This window comes from Nonomuraea sp. NPDC003707 (assembly GCF_053587055.1).
In genome coordinates this window covers 1-19,778 of record NZ_JBSFNK010000009.1, presented here as the reverse complement: position 1 = coordinate 19,778, position 19,778 = coordinate 1, and the positions used below count along the sequence as shown (strand labels likewise).

General features: G+C 67.8%; 21 protein-coding genes. 8 read left to right on the top strand and 13 right to left on the bottom strand.

Annotation, left to right across the window (positions count from 1 at the left end):
* Positions 1 to 49 precede the first annotated feature (49 nt).
* On the top strand, positions 50 to 898 hold the full coding sequence (locus ACWDRB_RS24030) for an SDR family oxidoreductase (RefSeq protein WP_449897006.1): 849 nt from the start codon (positions 50 to 52) through the stop codon (positions 896 to 898).
* A 219-nt stretch (positions 899 to 1,117) separates the two neighbouring features.
* On the top strand, positions 1,118 to 1,603 hold the full coding sequence (locus tag ACWDRB_RS24025) for a GtrA family protein (RefSeq protein WP_449897004.1): 486 nt from the start codon (positions 1,118 to 1,120) through the stop codon (positions 1,601 to 1,603).
* Between the two features lie 60 nt (positions 1,604 to 1,663).
* Here ACWDRB_RS24025 and dnaB read toward each other — a convergent pair whose 3' ends face one another.
* On the bottom strand, positions 1,664 to 3,019 hold the full coding sequence (dnaB, locus tag ACWDRB_RS24020) for a replicative DNA helicase (protein WP_350724159.1): 1,356 nt from the start codon (positions 3,017 to 3,019) through the stop codon (positions 1,664 to 1,666).
* A 283-nt stretch (positions 3,020 to 3,302) separates the two neighbouring features.
* On the opposite strand from dnaB, the gene ACWDRB_RS24015 reads away from it, so the two are divergent.
* Together ACWDRB_RS24015 and ACWDRB_RS24010 are read left to right on the top strand one after the other, a co-directional pair.
* Complete coding sequence (locus tag ACWDRB_RS24015; RefSeq protein ID WP_449897002.1) at positions 3,303 to 4,604, top strand: MATE family efflux transporter; 1,302 nt, start codon at positions 3,303 to 3,305, stop codon at positions 4,602 to 4,604.
* Positions 4,605 to 4,729: 125 nt separating this feature from the next.
* Positions 4,730 to 6,202 (top strand): APC family permease, encoded by a 1,473-nt coding sequence (locus ACWDRB_RS24010; RefSeq protein WP_449897000.1) that lies wholly within the window; start codon positions 4,730 to 4,732, stop codon positions 6,200 to 6,202.
* Positions 6,203 to 6,252: 50 nt separating this feature from the next.
* On the opposite strand, the gene ACWDRB_RS24005 is transcribed toward ACWDRB_RS24010, so the two are convergent.
* The 7 genes from ACWDRB_RS24005 to rpsF form a co-directional block, all read right to left on the bottom strand.
* Positions 6,253 to 6,996, bottom strand: coding sequence for an amino acid ABC transporter ATP-binding protein (locus ACWDRB_RS24005; RefSeq protein ID WP_350724165.1), 744 nt, complete (start codon positions 6,994 to 6,996; stop codon positions 6,253 to 6,255).
* Complete coding sequence (locus ACWDRB_RS24000) at positions 6,993 to 7,931, bottom strand: amino acid ABC transporter permease (protein ID WP_449896998.1); 939 nt, start codon at positions 7,929 to 7,931, stop codon at positions 6,993 to 6,995. Before ACWDRB_RS24000 ends, ACWDRB_RS24005 begins: the two co-directional genes overlap by 4 nt.
* The gene (locus ACWDRB_RS23995) at positions 7,928 to 8,785 is read right to left on the bottom strand and encodes an ABC transporter substrate-binding protein (RefSeq protein WP_449896996.1); all 858 of its coding nucleotides are present in this window, start codon (positions 8,783 to 8,785) and stop codon (positions 7,928 to 7,930) included. The genes ACWDRB_RS24000 and ACWDRB_RS23995 overlap by 4 nt, the downstream gene beginning before the upstream one ends.
* A gap of 222 nt (positions 8,786 to 9,007) precedes the next feature.
* Positions 9,008 to 9,454 (bottom strand): 50S ribosomal protein L9, encoded by a 447-nt coding sequence (gene rplI, locus ACWDRB_RS23990; protein ID WP_185069541.1) that lies wholly within the window; start codon positions 9,452 to 9,454, stop codon positions 9,008 to 9,010.
* Positions 9,455 to 9,468: 14 nt separating this feature from the next.
* Positions 9,469 to 9,705, bottom strand: coding sequence for a 30S ribosomal protein S18 (gene rpsR / locus ACWDRB_RS23985; RefSeq protein ID WP_020543048.1), 237 nt, complete (start codon positions 9,703 to 9,705; stop codon positions 9,469 to 9,471).
* A 64-nt stretch (positions 9,706 to 9,769) separates the two neighbouring features.
* A complete protein-coding gene (locus tag ACWDRB_RS23980; protein WP_449896993.1) occupies positions 9,770 to 10,339 on the bottom strand; it encodes a single-stranded DNA-binding protein in 570 nt (189 codons plus the stop codon).
* 78 nt (positions 10,340 to 10,417) lie between these two features.
* Positions 10,418 to 10,708 carry a 30S ribosomal protein S6 gene (rpsF, locus tag ACWDRB_RS23975; protein WP_080044189.1) on the bottom strand — a complete coding sequence of 97 codons (291 nt, stop codon included), beginning with the start codon at positions 10,706 to 10,708 and terminating at the stop codon, positions 10,418 to 10,420.
* A gap of 189 nt (positions 10,709 to 10,897) precedes the next feature.
* On the opposite strand from rpsF, the gene ACWDRB_RS23970 reads away from it, so the two are divergent.
* Complete coding sequence (locus ACWDRB_RS23970) at positions 10,898 to 11,212, top strand: hypothetical protein (protein WP_397372221.1); 315 nt, start codon at positions 10,898 to 10,900, stop codon at positions 11,210 to 11,212.
* A gap of 57 nt (positions 11,213 to 11,269) precedes the next feature.
* Here the strand turns inward: ACWDRB_RS23970 and ACWDRB_RS23965 are convergent, their stop codons facing one another.
* Complete coding sequence (locus tag ACWDRB_RS23965; RefSeq protein WP_449896991.1) at positions 11,270 to 11,449, bottom strand: hypothetical protein; 180 nt, start codon at positions 11,447 to 11,449, stop codon at positions 11,270 to 11,272.
* A 108-nt stretch (positions 11,450 to 11,557) separates the two neighbouring features.
* Between ACWDRB_RS23965 and ACWDRB_RS23960 the strand changes: the two genes are divergently transcribed.
* Positions 11,558 to 12,301 carry a deoxyribonuclease IV gene (locus ACWDRB_RS23960; RefSeq protein ID WP_449896989.1) on the top strand — a complete coding sequence of 248 codons (744 nt, stop codon included), beginning with the start codon at positions 11,558 to 11,560 and terminating at the stop codon, positions 12,299 to 12,301.
* Positions 12,302 to 12,364: 63 nt separating this feature from the next.
* On the opposite strand, the gene ACWDRB_RS23955 is transcribed toward ACWDRB_RS23960, so the two are convergent.
* From ACWDRB_RS23955 to ACWDRB_RS23940, 4 genes are all read right to left on the bottom strand, one after another.
* Complete coding sequence (locus ACWDRB_RS23955) at positions 12,365 to 13,441, bottom strand: mannosyltransferase family protein (RefSeq protein ID WP_449896987.1); 1,077 nt, start codon at positions 13,439 to 13,441, stop codon at positions 12,365 to 12,367.
* Positions 13,438 to 14,760: a glycosyltransferase family 87 protein gene (locus ACWDRB_RS23950; RefSeq protein WP_350724179.1), complete on the bottom strand. Its 1,323-nt coding sequence runs from the start codon at positions 14,758 to 14,760 to the stop codon at positions 13,438 to 13,440. Before ACWDRB_RS23950 ends, ACWDRB_RS23955 begins: the two co-directional genes overlap by 4 nt.
* Positions 14,757 to 17,159, bottom strand: coding sequence for a transglycosylase domain-containing protein (locus ACWDRB_RS23945; RefSeq protein ID WP_449896984.1), 2,403 nt, complete (start codon positions 17,157 to 17,159; stop codon positions 14,757 to 14,759). The genes ACWDRB_RS23950 and ACWDRB_RS23945 overlap by 4 nt, the downstream gene beginning before the upstream one ends.
* Before the next feature lie 382 nt (positions 17,160 to 17,541).
* On the bottom strand, positions 17,542 to 17,928 hold the full coding sequence (locus ACWDRB_RS23940; RefSeq protein ID WP_449896982.1) for a DUF5318 family protein: 387 nt from the start codon (positions 17,926 to 17,928) through the stop codon (positions 17,542 to 17,544).
* Between the two features lie 134 nt (positions 17,929 to 18,062).
* Here ACWDRB_RS23940 and ACWDRB_RS23935 point away from each other — a divergent pair, with 134 nt between their 5' ends.
* Together ACWDRB_RS23935 and ACWDRB_RS23930 are read left to right on the top strand one after the other, a co-directional pair.
* Positions 18,063 to 18,653, top strand: coding sequence for a PadR family transcriptional regulator (locus ACWDRB_RS23935; protein ID WP_350724184.1), 591 nt, complete (start codon positions 18,063 to 18,065; stop codon positions 18,651 to 18,653).
* 13 nt (positions 18,654 to 18,666) lie between these two features.
* Positions 18,667 to 19,746 (top strand): inositol-3-phosphate synthase, encoded by a 1,080-nt coding sequence (locus tag ACWDRB_RS23930; RefSeq protein WP_355192897.1) that lies wholly within the window; start codon positions 18,667 to 18,669, stop codon positions 19,744 to 19,746.
* Positions 19,747 to 19,778: the final 32 nt, after the last annotated feature.

Sequence of the window (19,778 nt, the reverse complement as noted above, 5' to 3'; positions counted from 1 at the left end):
TTAGTCACCAATCTTGATTGTCACTGAATCTTACTATATCGTCGACGGCATGAGCATCTTGATCACGGGTGCCAACGGCACCGTTTCCAGCGCTGTCCTCCGCTCCCTGTCCGGCACCCTGTCCGGCATAGGGGACGTGCGGGTCCTCGTGCGTGACGCGGCCAAGGCGCCGGCGGGGGTGGCGGTCACGGTCGGCGATCTGGACGACCCCGCCACGCTCGACCAGGCCTTCCAGGGCGTGGACACGTTGTGGCTGCTGACCGCCATGGGCCCGCAGGCGCCGCACGCGAGCATGAACGCCGTCTGGGCCGCCCGGCAGGCCGGCGTGAGCCACGTCGTACGCATGTCGGCCATCGGCGCGGCCCACGACGCGCCGACCCGCAACGGCCGCCTGCACGCCCTGTCGGACGCCGAGCTCGCGGCCTCGGGCCTCGACTGGACCGTCATCCGCCCGGCCTTCTTCATGCAGAACCTTTTCGGCTCGGTCAACGGCGACACCTTGTACGGCGGGCTCGGCGAGGGGCGGCTCGGCATGATCGACGTACGCGACATCGGCGACTTCGCCGCCGCGGTCCTGCGCGCTCCCGCACAGCACAGGGGCAGCACCTACACTCTCACGGGCCCGGCCGGCGTCTCACTGCGGGACGTGGCCGCCGTGCTGGGCGAGGTGTACGGCACTCCGATCGCCTATCAGCCGATGGCGCCGGACGACGTTCGACGGTCGATGGTGGACGCCGGGCTGTCCCCGTGGATCGCGGCGGTCACCAAGGAGTACCTGACGGCGTACTCGGCGGGGTGGGGTGACTACACGACGCCGGACTTCGAGAAGGTGATGGGACGGCCGGCCCGGTCGTTCGCCGACTTCGCCCGCGCCCACGCCGCCGTGCTCCGCCCGTGACCGTCACTCCGGGAGCAGGGCGGGGCCTCCGTGGTCACGCAGCCGGCGCAGGACCGTCAGGACGCCGGCCTCTACACGCTGCAGGCCAGCGCCCACAGGTTGTAGGGTCCGGGGAACTTGATTTGTTACCAGGGTGTTCGACCGGTGAGAAGATCGAGGGTGCTCCGAATAGCAAAAGCAGTACTCGCAAGATTGCCGGAACCACTGCACGCACTTGCGTTGAAGCACCGTGAACTGCTGAAGTTCGCGGTGGTGGGTGGAACAACGTTCTTAGTGGACAACACGGTGTTCTACGGGTTGAAGCTGACCATTTTGGAACCGAAGCCGGTGACCGCGAAGATCATCGCGGTGCTCGTGGCGACGATCGTGTCCTACGTGTTGAACCGCGAATGGTCGTTCCGGACCAGGGGCGGCCGCGAGCGCCGTCACGAGGCGGCGCTGTTCTTCCTGGTCAGTGGTGTCGGTCTCGTGCTCAGCTCCGCGCCGCTATGGATCTCCCGGTACGTATTTCACCTGGAGACCCCGGATGCGAGCCTGGTGACCCAGGAGATCGCCGACTTCATGAGCGCGCAGATCATCGGCACGCTGATCGCCATGGTGTTCCGCTTCTGGGCGCTCCGGAAGTGGGTCTTCCCCGATGAGAAGGGCCAGTCCGGCAGCGTGCGACTGGCTCTCGCTCCCGATTCCACGGACGAGGCGGCTTGATTGCAGCGAATCCAGAAGCCATTTCGGCGATCGGACTGCTTCATGCCGCTGCCGCGCCCGTCAGTGCTGCGCCATGTCCACGAACCGGCTGTAGTGGCCCTGGAATGCCACCGTCACCGTCGCCGTGGGGCCGTTACGGTGCTTGGCCACGATCAGGTCCGCCTCACCCGCCCGCGGTGACTCCCGCTCGTACGCGTCCTCCCGGTGCAGCAGGATGACCATGTCGGCGTCCTGCTCGATGGACCCGGACTCACGCAGGTCGCTCACCGCGGGGCGCTTGTCCGTGCGCTGCTCCGGGCCACGGTTGAGCTGGGAGATCGCGATGACCGGCACCTCCAGCTCCTTGGCCAGCAGCTTGATCGCACGGGAGATCTCCGAGACCTCGTTCTGCCGGCTCTCGGTCTTCTTCGGCGAGCTCATCAGCTGGAGGTAGTCGATGACGACGAACCGCAGGTCGTTACGCTGCTTGAGCCGCCGGCACTTGGCCCGGATCTCCATCATCGACATGTTGGGCGAGTCGTCGATGAACAGCGGCGCCTCCGCCACCTCGCTCATCCGCCGGGCCAGGCGCGTCCAGTCGTCGTCGCCCATCATGCCCGAGCGCATGGCGTGGAGGGCGACCCGGGCCTCGGCGGACAGCAGACGCATGGTGATCTCGTTGCGCGACATCTCCAGCGAGAAGATGACCGTGGTCATCCCATGCTTGATAGCCGCAGACCGGGCGAAATCCAGACCTAGCGTGCTTTTACCGATGGCAGGCCGGGCAGCCACAACGATCATCTGGCCCGGGTGGAGGCCGTTGGTGAGCTGGTCGAGGTCCTGGAAGCCGGTCGGCACGCCGACCATCTGGCCGCCGCGGCTGCCGATGGCCTCCAGCTCGTCGAGGGCGCCGGGCATGATGTCGGCCAGGGGCGCGTAGTCCTCCGAGGTGCGGCGCTCGGTGACCTTGTAGATCTCCGCCTGGGCGCGGTCGACGAGGTCGTCGACCTCTTCGTTCTGCCCGCCGTAGCCGAAGGAGACGATGCGGGTGCCGGCCTCGATGAGGCGGCGCAGGATGGCCTGCTCCCTGACGATCTTGGCGTAGTAGCCGGCGTTGGCCGCGGTGGGGACGACGGCCGTGAGGGTGTGGAGGTAGGCGGCCCCGCCCACCCTGGCCATCTCGCCGCGCTTCTGCAGCTCGTCGAAGACGGTGACCGCGTCGGCGGGCTCGCCCCTTCCGTAGAGGTCGGTGATGACCTCGTAGACCATCTGGTGGGCGGGCCGGTAGAAGTCGTCGGACCGCAGGATCTCGACGACGTCGGCGATGGCGTCCTTGGACAGCAGCATGCCGCCCAGGACGGACTGCTCCGCCTCGATGTTGTTCGGGGGGGTGCGCTCGAAACCAGGGCCCGCGCCCGTCTCGTCGTCAATACTCACCGCGCCCCCTCGAACACTTGCAGGCGGTCGCACCACCCCCACTTGTAGCCGACCGGTCTGACAGTTTCTCGGAGTCGCGAGCCGACGGCAACGCGACCTGTGGACAACCCTGTGGCCAAGCTGTGCACTACCGCGCCCAGGGTGTGAAAGGCCTGTGGACAGTTGCTGTGGATAACTCTCTCGGATATCCACCGAACAGCCTCTGACCTGGGCGAACGATATCCACCGGCTGTGGAGAAAAGAAAGTTTCGCCGACACGCCGTGTAATGGCCATAATGGACAAATGCTCATTACCCCCAGGGATCGGGAGATACTCCGCTTAGCCGTACCGGCGTTCGGCGCGCTGGTGGCCGAGCCGCTCTTCCTCCTCGCCGACTACGCCATCGTGGGTCACGGGCTGGGCACCACGGCGGTGGGGGCGCTGGGGGTGGCGGGCACGGTTCTCGCGACCCTGGTGAACCTGTGCGTCTTCCTCGCGTACGGCACCACGGCCTCCGTGGCCCGGCAGACGGGCGCCGGGAACCACGCGCGGGCCATGCGCAGCGGTGTGGACGGGATCTGGCTGGCCCTGGCCATCGGCGCGCTCCTGATCGCCGTGTGCTGGCCGCTGGCCCCCGCGATCGTGGAGCTGTTCGGGGCGGGCGAGGGGCAGGGCGCGCAGGCCGTGACGTACCTGCGGATCAGCCTGCTCGGCGCGCCCGGCATGCTGGTCGTGCTGGCTGGGACGGGGGTGCTGCGCGGTCTGCAGGACACCGTCACGCCGCTGGCCGTCGCCATCGGCTCCTTCGTGCTGAACGCGGTCCTGAACGCCTGGTTCGTGCTGGGGCTGGGGTGGGGCATCGCCGGGTCCGCCTGGGGCACGGTGATCGCGCAGACGCTGGGCGCGGCCGTCTACCTCGCCGTCGTGGCGCGGGGCGCGCGGCGGCTGGGGACGCCGCTCACGCCCGGTCTGGCGGGGGTCAAGGAGGCGGGCACGGCCGGGTTCGCGCTGCTCGTCCGTACCCTCTGCCTGCGGGTGGTGCTGCTCGCGGCCACCGTGATCGCCACCAGGATGGGCGAGGCCGAGCTGGCCGCGTACGCCATCGCCACCCAGGTATGGACGCTGCTCGCGTTCGCGCTGGACGCCATCGCCATCGCCGGGCAGGCCATCACGGGACGCTCGCTCGGCGCGGGGGACGTCGCGTCCACCAGGGCCGCGACCAGGCGGATGGTGCAGTGGGGCAGCTGGTCGGGCGTGCTGCTCGGCCTGCTGGTCGTGGCCGCCAGGCCGCTGCTGCCCGGGCTGTTCGACACGGACCCGCAGGTCACCGATCTGTTGCTGGCGCTGATGTGGCCGGTGGCGGCGTTCCAGCCGGTGTGCGGGGTCGTGTTCGTGCTCGACGGCGTGCTGATCGGCGCGGGCGACCAGCGCTACCTGGCGTGGGCGGGGGTGTGGACGACGCTGGCGTACCTCCCCGCCGCCCTCCTCGCCTCCGGCTTCGGGATCGTCGCCCTGTGGTGCGCGCTCGGGGTGTGGATGCTCGCCCGCCTGGTCAGCCTCGTACGCCGGGCCGCCGGCACCGCCTGGCTGGTGACCGGAGCGTAGGCGGTCTCACTTTGGGCACAGGCCCCGCTACCTGCAGTGATCTGCGGAAACACTGTGACCGTCCTGTGCTTGCTGTTGTCCGAGTGGTGAGACATTGTGGGCGCGTTCCCTGAGCGGGGTGTTCCTTGTCCACGATTCTGCGGCGACTGCCACCCACCGAGGCGACCGGATTACGCACGGGCGCCCGCCACAGCCTGGCCGAGCTCTACCGCCCGGCCGACCTGGTGGTGCTCGGACTCGGTGTGATCATCGGCGCCGGCATCTTCTCCATCGCCGGGCGGCAGGCGGCCACCACGGCGGGTCCCGGTGTCATCCTGTCCTTCATGATCGCGGGCATCGCCTGCCTGCTCGCCTGCCTGTGCTACGCCGAGCTGTCGTCCACGATGCCGACCTCGGGCAGCGCCTATTCCTTCACGTACGTCATCTTCGGCGAGGTCTGGGCGTGGATCATCGGCTGGGCGCTGATCCTGGAGCTGCAGTTCGCCGCCGCCGTCGTGGCCAGAGCGTGGGCCGCGATCACGGTCGGGGCGATCTCCAACTTCGGGGTACGCGTGCCGCATCAGGAGCTCGTCGGCGACGTCCTCGTGTTCGTGATCCTGGTGCTGCTCACCGGCGTGGTGGCGCTCGGCGCGCGGATCGGGCTGCGGGCCCTGTGGATCATGGTGGCGGCCAAGCTGCTGGCCATCGGGGCGGTCATCGTCGTGGGCCTGCCCCACATCGACGTGCGGAACTTCGGCGAGTTCCACGTGCCGTCCAAGATCCTGCCGAAGCCGCCCACGACCGTGCTGGAGATCCTGTTCGGCCAGAGCCACGCGTTCGGCTGGTTCGGGATCTTCGCGGCGGCCTCGGCCATCGCGTTCGCGTACATCGGGTTCGACATCGTGGCCACCTCCGCCGAGGAGACCGTGAACGCGCCCGCCGCCGTGCCCAAGGGCATGATCCGCAGCCTGATCATCGCCACCGTCCTCTACATCGCGGTGGCCCTGGTCATGGTGGGCATGGTCCCGTACACGAAGATCTCCGAGGACGCGCCGCTGACCGGGGCGTTCCGGGCAGTCGGCGTGGACTGGATGGTGCACGTCATCGACGTGGGCGCGGTGCTCGGGCTGACGACGGTGATCCTGGTGCTGATCGTGGGGCAGACACGGGTGCTGTTCTCGATGGCCCGCGACGGGCTGATCCCCCGCGGCCTGGCCACGGTCAGCCGGAAATATCACACTCCGACCCGGGTGACGCTGGTGATCGGGGTCGTGGCGATCGTGCTGGCCGAGTTCGTGCCGGTGCTCACGATGCAGGAGCTCGTGGTGATCGGGACGCTGTTCGCGTTCGCGTTCGTGGCGGCCGGGGTGATCGTGATGCGGCGGCGCATGCCGTACCTGGAGCGGGGGTTCAGGGTGCCGCTCTCGCCGCTGCTGCCGGGGCTGTCGCTGGTGGCCACGCTCTGGCTGATGGTGAACCTGCAGTTGCTCACCTGGGCGTGGTTCGCCCTGTGGATGGCCTTCGGCCTGCTGGTCTACCTCGTGTACGGCCGCCGCCACAGCCTGCTGGCCCGCCCGCACACCCCGATCGAGCCGGCACGCGGCCGCCATCGCCGCTAGAGCCGGCCCGACTCCCCACCGCCGAGCTGGTACGCGGCCCGCCACCGGCCCTAGAGCCGGCCCGACTCCAGGACGCTGCGCAGGAACTCCCTGGTGCGGGGGTTCTCCGGCTCGGTGAAGATCTGCTCGGCCGGGCCCTTCTCCAGGAGCACACCGCCGTCGAGGAAGCACACCGTGTCCGAAATATCGCGACAAAAGCTCATCTCGTGGGTCGTGAGGATCATCGTCATGCCCGACTCCTTGAGCTCCTTGATGACCCCCAGTACCTCCAGCACCAGCTCGGGGTCGAGCGCCGAGGTGACCTCGTCCAGCAGCATCAGCCTGGGCTGCGTGGCCAGCGCCCTGATGATGGCCACCCGCTGCTGCTGCCCGCCCGAGAGCTGGTCGGGGTAGGCCCGCGCCTTGTCCGCCAGCCCGAACCTGGCCAGCAGGCCGTGCGCCTGCTCCTCGGCCTCCCCCTTGGCCACCTTGTGCACCTGGCGCGGCGCGAGCGTGACGTTGTCCAGCACGGTCATGTGCGGGAACAGGTTGAACGCCTGAAACACGATGCCGAGCCGCTTGCGCACGTCGTCCACGTTCACGCGCGGGTCGGTGATGTCCTCGCCGTCGAGGAGGATCACGCCGTCGTCCACGGTCTCCAGCAGGTTGACGCAGCGCAGGAGCGTGGACTTGCCCGAGCCGGAGGCCCCGATGAGGCTCACCACCTCGTGCGGGCGCACCTCGAGGTCGATGCCGCGCAGCACGCTGTGGCCGCGGAAGTTCTTCCACACCCCGTCAATAGTGAGAAGGCTCATGCGCCACGCCTCCTGCGCGTGCGTGCCGCCAGGTGATCGGTGAACCTGGCCAGGGGGATGGTGAGCAGGATGAACAGCAGCGCCGCCACCAGGTAGGGCGTGTAGTTGAAGGTGCTGGCCACGTGGATCTGCGCCTGCCTGAGCGCCTCCAGCGGCCCGATGGTCGACACGAGCGCGGTGTCCTTCTGCAGCGAGACGAAGTCGTTGAGCAGCGGCGGCACGACCCTGCGGGTGGCCTGGGGCAGCACCACGAACCGCATGGTCTTGATGTGGCTCAGCCCCAGCGAGCGGGCCGCCGCGACCTGGCTCGGGTGGATGGACTCGATGCCCGAGCGGAACACCTCGGCCACGTACGCGCCGTACGAGAGCGTCAGCGCGATGATGGCCAGCGTCACCAGGTCGGTCGGGATGCCCTGCAGCCGGAGCGCGGGCAACCCGAACCCGATCAGGTAGATCACCAGGATCGTCGGCACGCCGCGGAAGACGTCGGTGTAGAGCGTGGCCAGCGCCCGGATCGGGAAGAACGCGGGCTTCCTGATCCCCCTGGCCAGCGCCACCAGCAGCCCGACGACCAGGATCAGCGGCTCGGCGATCAGGAAGATCTTGATGTTGAGCAGGAAGCCCTTCAGCACGTCGGGCAGCGCCTTGACGAACTCGTCGGTATTGAAGAACGTCTCCTGCACCCGGGGCCAGCCGGGTGAGTTCGTGACGATCGAGACGACCAGCACGATGAAGACGATCGTCGAAACCGTCGCGATCGAGGCCGAGCGGCGGGCGTGCGACCGGCGCACCCGCTCCCGCTCGACCTGCCGCTCCGACTTGACCCACGCGCCCGCCGCCGGCTTGCCAGGTCCACCGGGCTCGCCCACCGCGACCTTGCCGGGTTCGCCGGATTTACCCGCTACGGTCTTGCCGGGTTCGTCGAACTCGCTCATCGCAGCTCTGGCGCGCCCGCCGCCGAGCCGAACCACGCCTGCTCGATCTTGGCCAGCTCGCCCTTCGACTTCAGCGCCTCAACGGCCTTGTCGACGCACGGCTTGAGCGCGCTGCCCTTCTCCATGACCAGCCCGAACTCCTCGGGCGTGCCGCCCGTCGAGCTGAACTGCCCTACGATCTTGGACTTCTCGACCTGCGCGGCCGTCACGTAGAACGCCGTCGGCAGGTCCACGACCAGCGCGTCCACCTGCTTGTTCTTCAGCGCGTTGACGGCGTCGATCTGCTCGTTGTAGACGTTGGGGTCGTCGGCGGGCTTGATGACGTTCTTGACCGCGTCGAGCGAGGTCGTACCCACCTGTACGCCGATCTTCGCGCTCTGCAGCTCGGCCAGGCTCTTCGCCCCGGCGAACTTGCTCCCGTCGATCGCCACAATGGCCTGCTTGACGGTGTAGTAGCCCTTGCTGAAGTCGACCGCCTTGGCCCGGTCGGGCGTGATGGACACCTGGTTGACGTCGAAGTCGAACTGCTTGACGCCAGGGGCGAACGCCGAGTCGAACTTGATCGTGCTCCACTGCACCTCGGTGCGGTCGAAGCCGAGCTCCCCCGCCACGGCGAAGGCCACCGCGCTCTCGAAGCCCTGCCCGTTGCTCGGGTCGTCGTCCTTGAACCAGGGCTCGAAGGCGGGCTTGTCGGTGCCGATGGTCAGCTTGCCCGCGTTGACCAGCTTGAGCTGGTCCTTGGTGCACGCGGTGGACGTTGACGCGATCGGGCTCGCCGAGCTCGACGTGTTGTCGACCGGCGCGCAGCCGACGAGCGCCACGGCCAGCGCGAGCAGCATAAGGGGACGGGCCATGGCTGCAGCCTCCAGGGGGAACATGCGAAAGAACGAACGCATTCTACGCTGACCGAATAGGAAATTACGCCCGGCGGTGCCCCTGACCATGGAGTTGGCCAAGATGGGCTCGCGTAACGGCGGCCCGCCGGTGAAGGGTCAGCGGGCGTTTCCTGGAAGGCGCTCACTAGGGCAGGAAACGTGAAAGCCCCCTCCGGGCGGAGGGGGCTTTCACAGCAGGACTCAGCCCGCGACGACCTCGACGTCCACAGAGGCCGAAACCTCGGGGTGGAGCTTGATGGTGACGCGGTGCGAGCCGACGCTCTTGATCGGGTTGACGATCTCGATGCGGCGGCGGTCGACGATCGGGCCACCGGCGGCCTTGACGGCGTCGGCGATGTCGCCCGTCGTGATCGAGCCGAACAGGCGGCCGGACTCGCCGGCGCGCGTGGTCAGGCGGACGCGCAGCGCGCCGATCTGACCGGCGACCTCCTTGGCGGTGCCGAGGTCGCGGATCTCGCGAGCGTCGCGAGCCTTCCTGATCGTCTCGATCTGCTTCTCGGCGCCCCGCGTCCAGCGCATGGCGTAGCCGCGCGGGATGAGGTAGTTACGGCCGTAGCCGTCCTTGACCTCGACGACGTCGCCAGGGGTGCCGAGGCCGGAGACCTCGTTGGTGAGGATGAGCTTCATATCGACAGGCCTCCTTAGCGCGCGGTGCTCGTGTAAGGCAGCAGGGCCACCTCACGCGCGTTCTTGATCGCGGTCGCCACGTCGCGCTGGTGCTGGGTGCAGTTGCCCGTCACCCGGCGCGCACGGATCTTGCCGCGGTCGGAGATGAACTTCCGCAGCAGCGCCGTGTCCTTGTAGTCGACGTAGGAGATCTTGTCGTGGCAGAACAGGCAAACCTTCTTCTTCGGCTTGCGCAGTGCCGGCTTAGCCATCGTGGTGCTCCTTTCAGAGCCCCGCCTTCACGGGCGGGAATGGACTCGGGCTTGTGGACAGGTTTTAGAAAGGCGGTTCGTCGCTGAAGTCGCCGCCGCCGCCTCCGAAGCCGCCGCCGCCCTGCTGGCCGCCGCCGCCTCCGAAGCCGCCACCACCGCCGCCGCCGCCGTAATTGCCGCCGCCCTGGGGCGGGGCGGGCGAGGCGGAGGCCCACGGGTCGTCGGCGGGGCCGCCGAAGCCGCCCCCGCCGCCTCCACCACCCTGGCGGGAGGTGCGGTTGACCTTGGCGGTCGCGTTACGCAGGGACGGGCCGACCTCGTCGACCTCGACCTCGTAAACGGTGCGCTTCTCGCCTTCCTTGGTCTCGTAGGACCGCTGCTTGAGCCGCCCCTGCACGATGACCCGCATCCCGCGCTGCAGGCTCTCGGCGGCGTTCTCCGCCGCCTGCCGCCACACGTTGCAGGTCAGGAAGAGGCTTTCGCCATCTTTCCACTCGTTGGTCTGACGATCCATGAACCGCGGAGTGGACGCGATGCGGAATCGAGCCACCGCTTGCCCCGTCGGGGTGAAGCGCAGCTCCGGGTCGTCGACGAGGTTGCCGACGATGGTGATTACGGTGTCGCCTGCTGCCATGGCTAGCGCTCGCCTTCCTGCACGCCTTCGCTTGGGTTACGGCTCAGAGTACGGGGCTTCCCCGACAAAAACCGGGGGTTAGTGCACGTCCGGACGCAGGACCTTGGTGCGCAGGATGCCCTCGTTGAGGTTCATCTGCCGGTCGAGCTCCTTGACCGTCGCGGGCTCCGCGGACAGGTCGATGACGGCGTAGATGCCTTCCGACTTCTTGTCGATGTCGTAGGCGAGACGGCGACGGCCCCAGACGTCGACCTTCTCCACGGTGCCGCCGTCGTTGCGGACCACGGAGAGGAACTGGTCGAGGGACGGCGCGACAGTGCGCTCATCGAGCGAAGGGTCCAGGATGACCATTACTTCGTAACGACGCATGCGGACTCCAACCTCCTCTGGACTCTTGCGGTCACGACACTCTGCCGTGACAGGAGGACGCTGACGTCTGTGCCCGAGCGCCCCTTTCGGCACCCCGGGGCGATGGTTCAACCATCACAACGCAGCTTGCCCAGGTTACCAGCCGCGGGAAGGTGGGAAGGCCTTTAGGAAACCTAGGGGGTGGTGGCCGTGCCACATGTGCTTCAGCCCTCCGAGAGGGAGCGGTTCAGGCTCACACTCAACAGCGACGGGCATGCGCATCCGGTGGAGAACGCCCTGGCGGTGGGAGCGCTCGTTTGCGGTCTCATTGCCTTCGTCTCCACATTCTGGGTCTCCGCGCATGCGATCTCCTCGTGGGCCGGCACGCTGGGCTTCGGGGTCGGGTTGTATTCCCAGTACGTCTCGGCGACCACGCCGCAGCGTGCGCTCAACATCGTCGGCATCGTGGGATCGTTCGTGGGAGCCGCGCTGGGCATCGCCCACGGGGGCTTTCTCCCCCACTGAACTTCATTGAGCCGATGAGGAACGGCCCCGGCGCCCGGGGCCGTTCCGGAATGCCGCTCACCCGCCGATGTGCAGATCTATACCGAGCAGGACCAGGAACCAGAGGAACACCGCGAGCAGCGCTTCCGCGAGGTCCCTGAGCAGTCCGGGGGTGATGTAGTGGTACACCCAGCCCACGTAGATCCCGATCACGACGTAAACGAATAAGATCAGCGCTCGCCAGCGCCAGCGTGCCATGTCGTTTCTCCTCGATTAGGGGGCGCATGGCGACTTCCCGAGCGCGCGTCCGGCAAACCGATCGGTCCCCCGGCTGCCGCCCTGCTCTCCGGCGTAAGCTCGGGAGCTATGGTGCGCATCGGAGCTCATGTCGATCAGGACGATCCCGCCGCCCACGCCGAGGCGGTGGGGGCCGAGGTGGTGCAGTTCTTCCTCGGAGACCCGCAGGGGTACGACAAGCCGGTGCTGCCCGCCAAACCGGTCGAGGGCGTCGACATCTACATCCACGCCCCCTACCTGGTCAACGTCGCCACCACGAACAACCGCATCAGGATCCCTAGCCGCAAGCTGCTGGAGCAGCACCTCAAGGCCGCCGCCGGGCTCGGCGCCAAGGGCCTGATCGTGCACGGCGGCCACGTCAACAAGAGCGACGATCCACAGGCCGGCTTCGACAACTGGCGCAAGGTGTTCGAGCGCATGGAGTGCCCCATCCCCGTGCTGATCGAGAACACCGCGGGCGGCGGCAACGCGATGGCCCGCAAGCTGGAGCGCATCGCCCGGCTGTGGGAGGCGCTCGACGGGTTCGACGTGGGCTTCTGCCTCGACACCTGCCACGCCCACGCGGGCGGCGAGGAGCTGGTCGACCTGGTCGAGCGGGTCAAGGCCATCACCGGCCGGATCGACCTCGTCCACTGCAACGACTCGCGTGACGACTTCGACTCCGGCGCCGACCGCCACGCCAGCCTGGGCAAGGGGAAGATCGACCCCGAGCTGATCCTGGCGGTCTGCCGCGCGGCCGACGCGCCGATCGTGGTGGAGACGCCCGCCGACGGCCAGGCGGACGACATCGCGTTCCTGCGCAAGAACCTCTAGGAAATACACACAGCCTGTGGATAACTTCCCTGGATTACCAAGACGAAGAAGTGGGTAGAGAGATCACCCCGCCCACGCGCCGCTCAGGAAACGTTCCGCGTTGAGCAGCATGAGCGGCCCGAAGATCAGGGCGTACACGACCATCACCCACGGCCTCCTGGTCGCGATCTTCGCGACCAGGATCCACAGGGGGAACCACAGCAGCAGCGAGCGCGGGATCGACAGGTAGTACGCCGAGGTCATCAGCGCCGCCGCCTGCAGCCCCGTGTAGACCAGCTCGCTCCACCGGCGCAGCGCGAGCAGCCAGATCAGCGCCGCCAACGCCACGACCACCCCGGTGATCTCCATCCGGAACGCCACCGCGAAGTCGTCGGAGCCCATGGCCGAGCGCCAGGTCGTCTTCCACGCCTCCCACGGCCAGGCGAAGTCCCGCCCCCACCCGGCCTCCTGCGCGTGCTTCCACGCCAGCCAGTCACCCGACCTGCGGTAGTGGTAGTACGAGTACGTCGCCAGCGGCACGAACGGCACGACCAGCCACCCCGCCTGCCGGATGCGCTGCCGGATCGGCTCGCGCCGGGTGAAGAACTCCACGACGAGCGCGACCGCGAGAAACAGCCCCGTGATCCGCACGCACGAGGCGCCCGCGGCGAGGGACGCCGCCAAGGACCATTGCCCCTGCCTGGCGGCCAGCCAGGCCGGGATCGCGAAGGCCAGGAAGAGGGACTCGCTGTAACCCGCCGCCAGGAACACCGCCATCGGGTAGAGCAGCAGCGCCAGCACCGCCATCCAGCCGGAGGCGCCTTCCAGCTCGGCCAGCCGGGCCAGCGCCACCATGGCCACCGCCCCGGCGGCGAGCGAGATGAGCAGCCCGGCCGCCGCCCAGTCCGGCACGACGAGGTGCACCACCCGCAGCAGCATCGGAAAGCCGGGGAAGAACGCGGGCAGCCCGTCGTCCACAGGCTTGCCGGGCTCGCCGTCATAGCCGTACTGGGCAATGGTGATGAACAGCCCGGCATCCCACTTGCGCCACTTGTCGGCGTACGCGCCGAGGGCCGTCCCCAGCAGCGTCATCACCAGCAGCCCCGCCCGCGAGCCGAACCAGAGCAGTAACGCGTCCCGGCCGGCCGAGCGGGTGATCATCGAACGGCTGGTGTCAGCGTGAACCGGTCACGAGCGTCGTCGAAGACGCCGCCACCCTGGTCGTCGACGTCGCCCTGGCGGACCACGTCCTTGTCGGGACGGAGGATGTCCCGCACCACGAACGCCATCATGATCCCGATCGTGATGACCCGTCCCCAGACGGCGGTGAAGTACGTGTCGTCACCGATGCCCAGGTCGTTCCTGCTGAAGGGCGCTTGCGCGACCAGGTAGAGCCAGATGGCGACGAAGTACCAGATCTCGGCGAGCTGCCACAACACCAGCGGCTTCCAGTTCGGCCTGGCCAGCACGGCGAACGGCACGAGCCAGAGCACGAACTGCGGCGACCACACCTTGTTCGTCATCATGAACGCGGCCAGCGCCAGGAAGCAGATCTGCGCCAGCCTGGGCCGCCGCGGCGCGGCCAGCGCGAGTACGGCGATGCCCAGGCACAGGATGGCCAGGGACGCCATGCCCAGCTTGCTGACGTCGCCGTCCCCCAGGATGGGGATCCCCTTGTTCTGGAAGAACAGCCACGGCGAGCCCCAGTCGACCCCGCGTTCCTGGGAGAAGACGTAGAACCTGCGCCATCCCTCCCACGCGAAGATCATGAACGGCGCGTTGACCACGATCCACGCGCCGGCCGTGGCGCCCAGGGTGACCAGGAACGGCCGCCATCGCGCGGTGCGCAACGTGAGCAGGAACAGCGCCCCCAAGAACATCAGGGGATAGAACTTGGTCGCGATGGCCAGCCCCAGCAGCACCCCGGCCAGCACCTGCCGGCGCCGCGCCCAGGCCAGCAGCATGCCCATCGACAGCGCGCCGGCGACCAGGTCCCAGTTGATGTACGCGGCCAGCACGACGGCGGGCGAGATGGCGTACCAGAGCGCGTCCCACCGCCGCGTGGGCCCGGCCACCGCAGCCATCAGCAGGACACCCACGACCAGGCAGATGCCGAGCAGGATGACCGTCAGGTCGTAGAACCTGACGGCCTGCGCGCCCACGTCGGCTCCGACCGCCCTGGCGAACCAGCTGATCACCTGCATGACCTCGCCCAGCACGACCGGGTACTCGACCTGCTTGTCGAACGGCACGGCGGCGAAGTAGGGATCCTGGGTCGACAGCGCCCTGTCGAAGTACAGGGGGTAGATGTCGGTGTAGCAGAAGTTCGTGTACGTCGTGACCTGGTCGTTCCAGCCGCCGGTGCGGCAGGGCAGGCGCACGACGTAGGCGAGGGTCGCCCCCAGGGCCGCGAACAGCCCCAGGGGAAGGTACGGAACGGCACGCGCCACGAAGGGGACGCGTACCTCCGTGCTCGTCACCGGTCCTCGGGTCTGGACATCGGCGACCATCCCGAGGGTCTCGGTTCGGGCGCCTGCCCGCCGCCGGGCCCGCCGACGTCGCCGGTCTGCGGGATGCCGCCGTCGCCGTTGTTGCCGTTGTTGCCGTGGTTGCCGTTGTTGCCCGGGTCGTCGATGGTGACGTCGTCGTCGGGGGTGGCGTTGTCGTCACACGGGTTGACGAGGCAGTCCTGGTTGCCCTGGTCGTCGAAGGGGTTGTCCCCGCTGTCGAACGGGTTGTCGGGGGTCTTCGTCGGCTTGGGCTCGGGGCTCGGCACGATGTTCTCGGCCAACCCCACATCGGCCTTCTGGGGGAACTGCTCGACCGGCAGGTTCTCGTGAGCCGCCAGCATGAACCTCTGCCACGTGAGCGTGGGCGCGTCAGCACCCTCGAAGCCCAGACCCCGCTCGTACGGCAAGCTCCAGGGATTCTGGTCGTTGTACTTCGTGCTCTTCTTGTTGTTGGGCGTCACCGGGCAGGTGCGGTTCGGGTTGGGCGGGACGACCTTGCCCGTCTTCGTCTTGCACTCCTCGCGGTAGAACCCGACCGCGGCGGAGATCTGCGGCGTGTAGCCGACGAACCAGGCGCCGTTCTCGTCGTTGTTCGTGCCGGTCTTGCCGGCGGCCGGCCGGTTGCCCAGGCCCTTGCCCCGCGCGGTGCCGTTCCGCAGCACTTCCTCCATGGCGACCGTGGCGTCGGCGGCGACACCGGGGTCGATGACCCGCTTGGAGGCCAGCTGCTCGCCGTAGACGACCTGCTTGCCGAGCTTGACTTCCTGCACCACGTGATACTTGGTGTACTTGCCCGCGTTGGCGAAGATGGAGTAGCCGGCGGCCTGCTCGACCGGTGTCACCGGGGCGCTGCCGATGGCGAACTGGTAGTGGTGCTCCTTGACGTCGTCTTCCATGCGCTGCGGGTTGAACCCGGCCGCCTCGACGAGGTTCTTCACGTCGTCGATCTTGCCGGGCAGCGCGAACGCCATCGACACGTACGCCGTGTTGACCGACTGGGCGGTGGCCTTGATCACATCGACGGCCTGGCCGACGTTGTGGCTGTTCTTGAATCCGCCCCGCGCCTGGCCCGGCAGCTCCTTCGGCACCGTCTCGTTGCCCGGCACGTAGCTCTTCAGCGAGTAACCGGCCTGCAGCCAGGCCGCCAGCACGTACGGCTTGAACGCGGACGCGGCCTGCTTCTTGGCGTCGAAGGGCTCGTTGAACGGGTCGGTGACGTAGTTGTTCCCGCCGTTGAACGCCAGAACGCGGCCGTTCCTCGGGTCCACCGCGGCAAGGCCCGCGTGGAACTCCTTGGTCATGCCGTCCGTCGTGCTCTTCACCGCGACCTGCGCGGCCTTCATGAGCCTCTTGTCGAAGGTGGAGATGATGTGGTAGCCGCCGCTCCTGACCGCGTCGGGGGTGAGGCCGCGCCGCTCCTTCAGCTCCTGGAGGACCTGCGTCACCATGTAGCCCCGGAGACCGCCGAGCTCGTTGCTGTCGCTGTCCTTGCGGAGCTTGGGGAACTTCGCGGTCTCCGGCAGCTTGCCGTATTTGTCCGGCCACTGCTCGGCCATGTACTGGATGACGGTCTTCCAGCGGGCCTTGAGCTCGGGAGCGTCGGGCTCCCAGTTGGGCTGCTGGATGCGCGCGGCGAGGTAGGCGCCCTGCTCGGGCGTCAGCTTGGCGGCGGTGGCCTTCTCGTCGAAATACGCCTGCGCGGCGGCCTGGACGCCATAAGCCTTGCCGAAGTTGACGGTGTTCAGGTAGGTCTTCAGGATGTCGTCCTTGGACAACTCCTCGTCGAGCTTGACCGCGACGAAGATCTCCATGACCTTGCGCTTGACGGACACTTCCTGGCTGAGGCCGTCGTAGTAGTTACGGGCCATCTGCTGGGTGATCGTCGAGGCGCCCTGGAGCTGCTGTCCGGTCACGGTCATGTACAGCGAGCGGAACATGCCGGAGATGGAGACGCCGGAGTCCTCGTAGAACGTCTTGTTCTCGATGGCCACCGCGGCGTCCCGGACGCTCGGGGACATCTTGGAGATGTCATCGAGGATCTCGCGCTTCGTACCGAGCTTGGCGATCTCGGTCTTGCCGTCCCGGTAGTAGATGGTGCTCTGCTGCGCGAGCGCGTCGGACTTGGCCTGGTCGGCGGTCGGCACCGGCGTGTTGGCGTACGCGACCATGACCATGCCGAAGAGGCCGGCCGCGAGCACCACGAACCCGGCCACGACGATCTTCCAGCTGGGCACGAACCTGCGCCAGCCGCCCTTGCCGTCGCCGCCGCCCTTCTTGGTCGGCGGCCCGGGAGGCCCGGGCGGCCCGCCGTCGCCCTTCCTGCGCGAGCGCCGCGGCGCGTCGCTGACGATCGTCTCCTGGTTGCTCATCCCCCGCGCCTCCTGCCGGGCGCGCGTGCGCGGCCCCGGCTGGTCACCGCGCGTAGCCGGCCCGTCGCCACGCATGGGAGGCCCGTCGCCACGCATGGGAGGGCCGTCACCGCGTCTGGAAGGCTCGTCGTACAGCTGCGCGGCCATGGCGCCGGTCTGCTCGTAAGCGGCTTCCGGACGACGCTGCGACTGCGCCGGACCACTCCAGCCCGACTCACCGGTTTGCGGAGGAGAACCCTGGGGCACAGAACGGGATGAGCTGGAACGACGGCGCCTTCCTGGGCGGGCCGTCCCCTCATTCATGCTGTTACTCACACGTCCTCGCATCGTCGTCGGAAACATAAACGGCGGTGGGCGTGAGATTTCTCGCCGCCCTCGGTCTTCACAGTTGGCTGACGAGGTCAGGCGGTCCGTTTCCGAGGACGTATGAGACCGTCAGGTGGTTCCAGGAACAACCTTGGCAGACCTCGACAACGTACACGCGGAACTCATCGTAATCATGAGCCATTGCGACGAGTTCCGATGTGACCTTTGCCTGTCCGGCCTGCCTACCGAGCGCATCGCCGTAGACGTAGGTCACATTGGTGACGTTCTCCCTTTCGCATACCGGGCAGAGGCGTTCGGTCGGCTCGCCGAGGTGGCGCGCCGCGCGAAGGAGGTAGGGCTGTGCGTCACACACGTCGCCCCGCGAGGTGCGCCCCATGCGCAGGGAGCGGACCACCGCCCGTTTTGCAAGGCCGTAATCCACCACCCTTCGCTGTGACCACATGAGCGCCAGACTACGGCGTTTTGCGGCTACATCCCAACGACTTGGCAGATTCACAGATTGCCGCCATATAGCGACCCGACGTATCCTGGGGATGTATCGGCTCGATACATCGACGCGAGAGGGGGCGGGTTCCGATGGGCGGCGGACAGGGCAGGGTCTTGGAACTGGCCGTGCTCGGGTCGCTGCACGAGACACCACTACACGGCTATGAGCTGCGCAAACGGCTCAACGCCCTGCTGGGGATGTTCCGTGCGTTCTCCTACGGATCGCTGTACCCCTGTTTGCGATCACTCCTGGCTCAGGGCCTCATCGTGGAGGAGCAACCCGCTCCCACCACGATCGTCGGCGGCAGATCGAAGATCGTTTACAAGCTGACGGCCGAGGGCAAGGAACGGCTACAGGACATGCTGACGCAGGCCGGCCCCTCCGCTTGGGAGGACGAGAGCTTCGGCGTGCACTTCGCGTTCTTCCGCCACACCGAGGCGGAAGTACGGCTGCGCATTCTCGAAGGTCGCCGTAGCCGGCTGGAGGAGCGGCTCGACGCGGTGCGCACAGCTCTGGCGCGCACCAGGGAGCGCCTCGACAGTTACACGCTCGAGCTGCAGCGGCATGGGCTCGAGTCGGTCGAGCGCGAGGTGCGCTGGCTCAACGAGCTGATCGCTACAGAGCGTCGGGCCTCGTCGGAAGAGGGGCCCGCAAGAGATACCACGTCAACTGATGAGTAAGGGAGCGAATGCGATGGGTTCGGTTCGCGTGGCCATTGTCGGTGTCGGAAACTGCGCGTCATCGCTGGTCCAGGGCGTCCATTACTACAGGGACGCCGACCCGGACACTCGGGTCCCGGGCCTCATGCACGTGAAGTTCGGCGAATATCACGTCGGTGACGTCGAGTTCGTCGCCGCGTTCGACGTCGACGCCAAGAAGGTCGGCCGTGATCTGGCGGAGGCGATCGTCGCCAGCGAGAACAACACGATCAAGATCTGCGACGTGCCGCCCACGGGGGTGACCGTCCAGCGCGGCCATACCTTCGACGGTCTGGGTGAGTACTACCGGGAGATCATCGAGGAGTCCGACGAGGCGCCCGTCGATGTCGTCCAGGTGCTCCGTGACAACCAGGTCGACGTCCTGGTCTCCTACCTGCCGGTGGGCTCGGAGGACGCGGACCGCTTCTACGCCCAGTGCGCCATCGACGCCGGCGTGGCGTTCGTGAACGCGCTGCCGGTGTTCATCGCCTCCGACCCGGTGTGGGCGGAGAAGTTCACCAAGGCCGGCGTGCCGATCGTCGGCGACGACATCAAGTCGCAGGTCGGCGCCACCATCACGCACCGCGTGATGGCCAAGCTGTTCGAGGACCGCGGGGTGGAGCTGCTGCGCACGTACCAGCTCAACGTCGGCGGCAACATGGACTTCATGAACATGCTGGAGCGCAAGCGGCTCCAGTCCAAGAAGATCTCGAAGACGCAGGCGGTCACCTCGCAGATCCCGCACGAGATGGGCAAGGCCGACGTACACATCGGGCCGTCGGACCACGTGCCGTGGCTGGACGACCGGAAGCTGGCGTTCGTGCGGCTCGAGGGCCGCTCGTTCGGCGACACGCCGCTCAACCTCGAGTACAAGCTGGAGGTCTGGGACTCGCCGAACTCGGCGGGGATCATCATCGACGCGGTACGGGCCGCCAAGATCGCCCTCGACCGTGGGATCGGGGGCCCGATCCTGTCGGCGTCCTCATACTTCATGAAGTCGCCGCCCAAGCAGTTCTCGGACGACGAGGCCAGGGACTACGTCGAGAAGTTCATCCGGGGTGAGGTCGAGCGCTGACCCCCCGTCGGCGCCGCACCCGTGTCTACGGG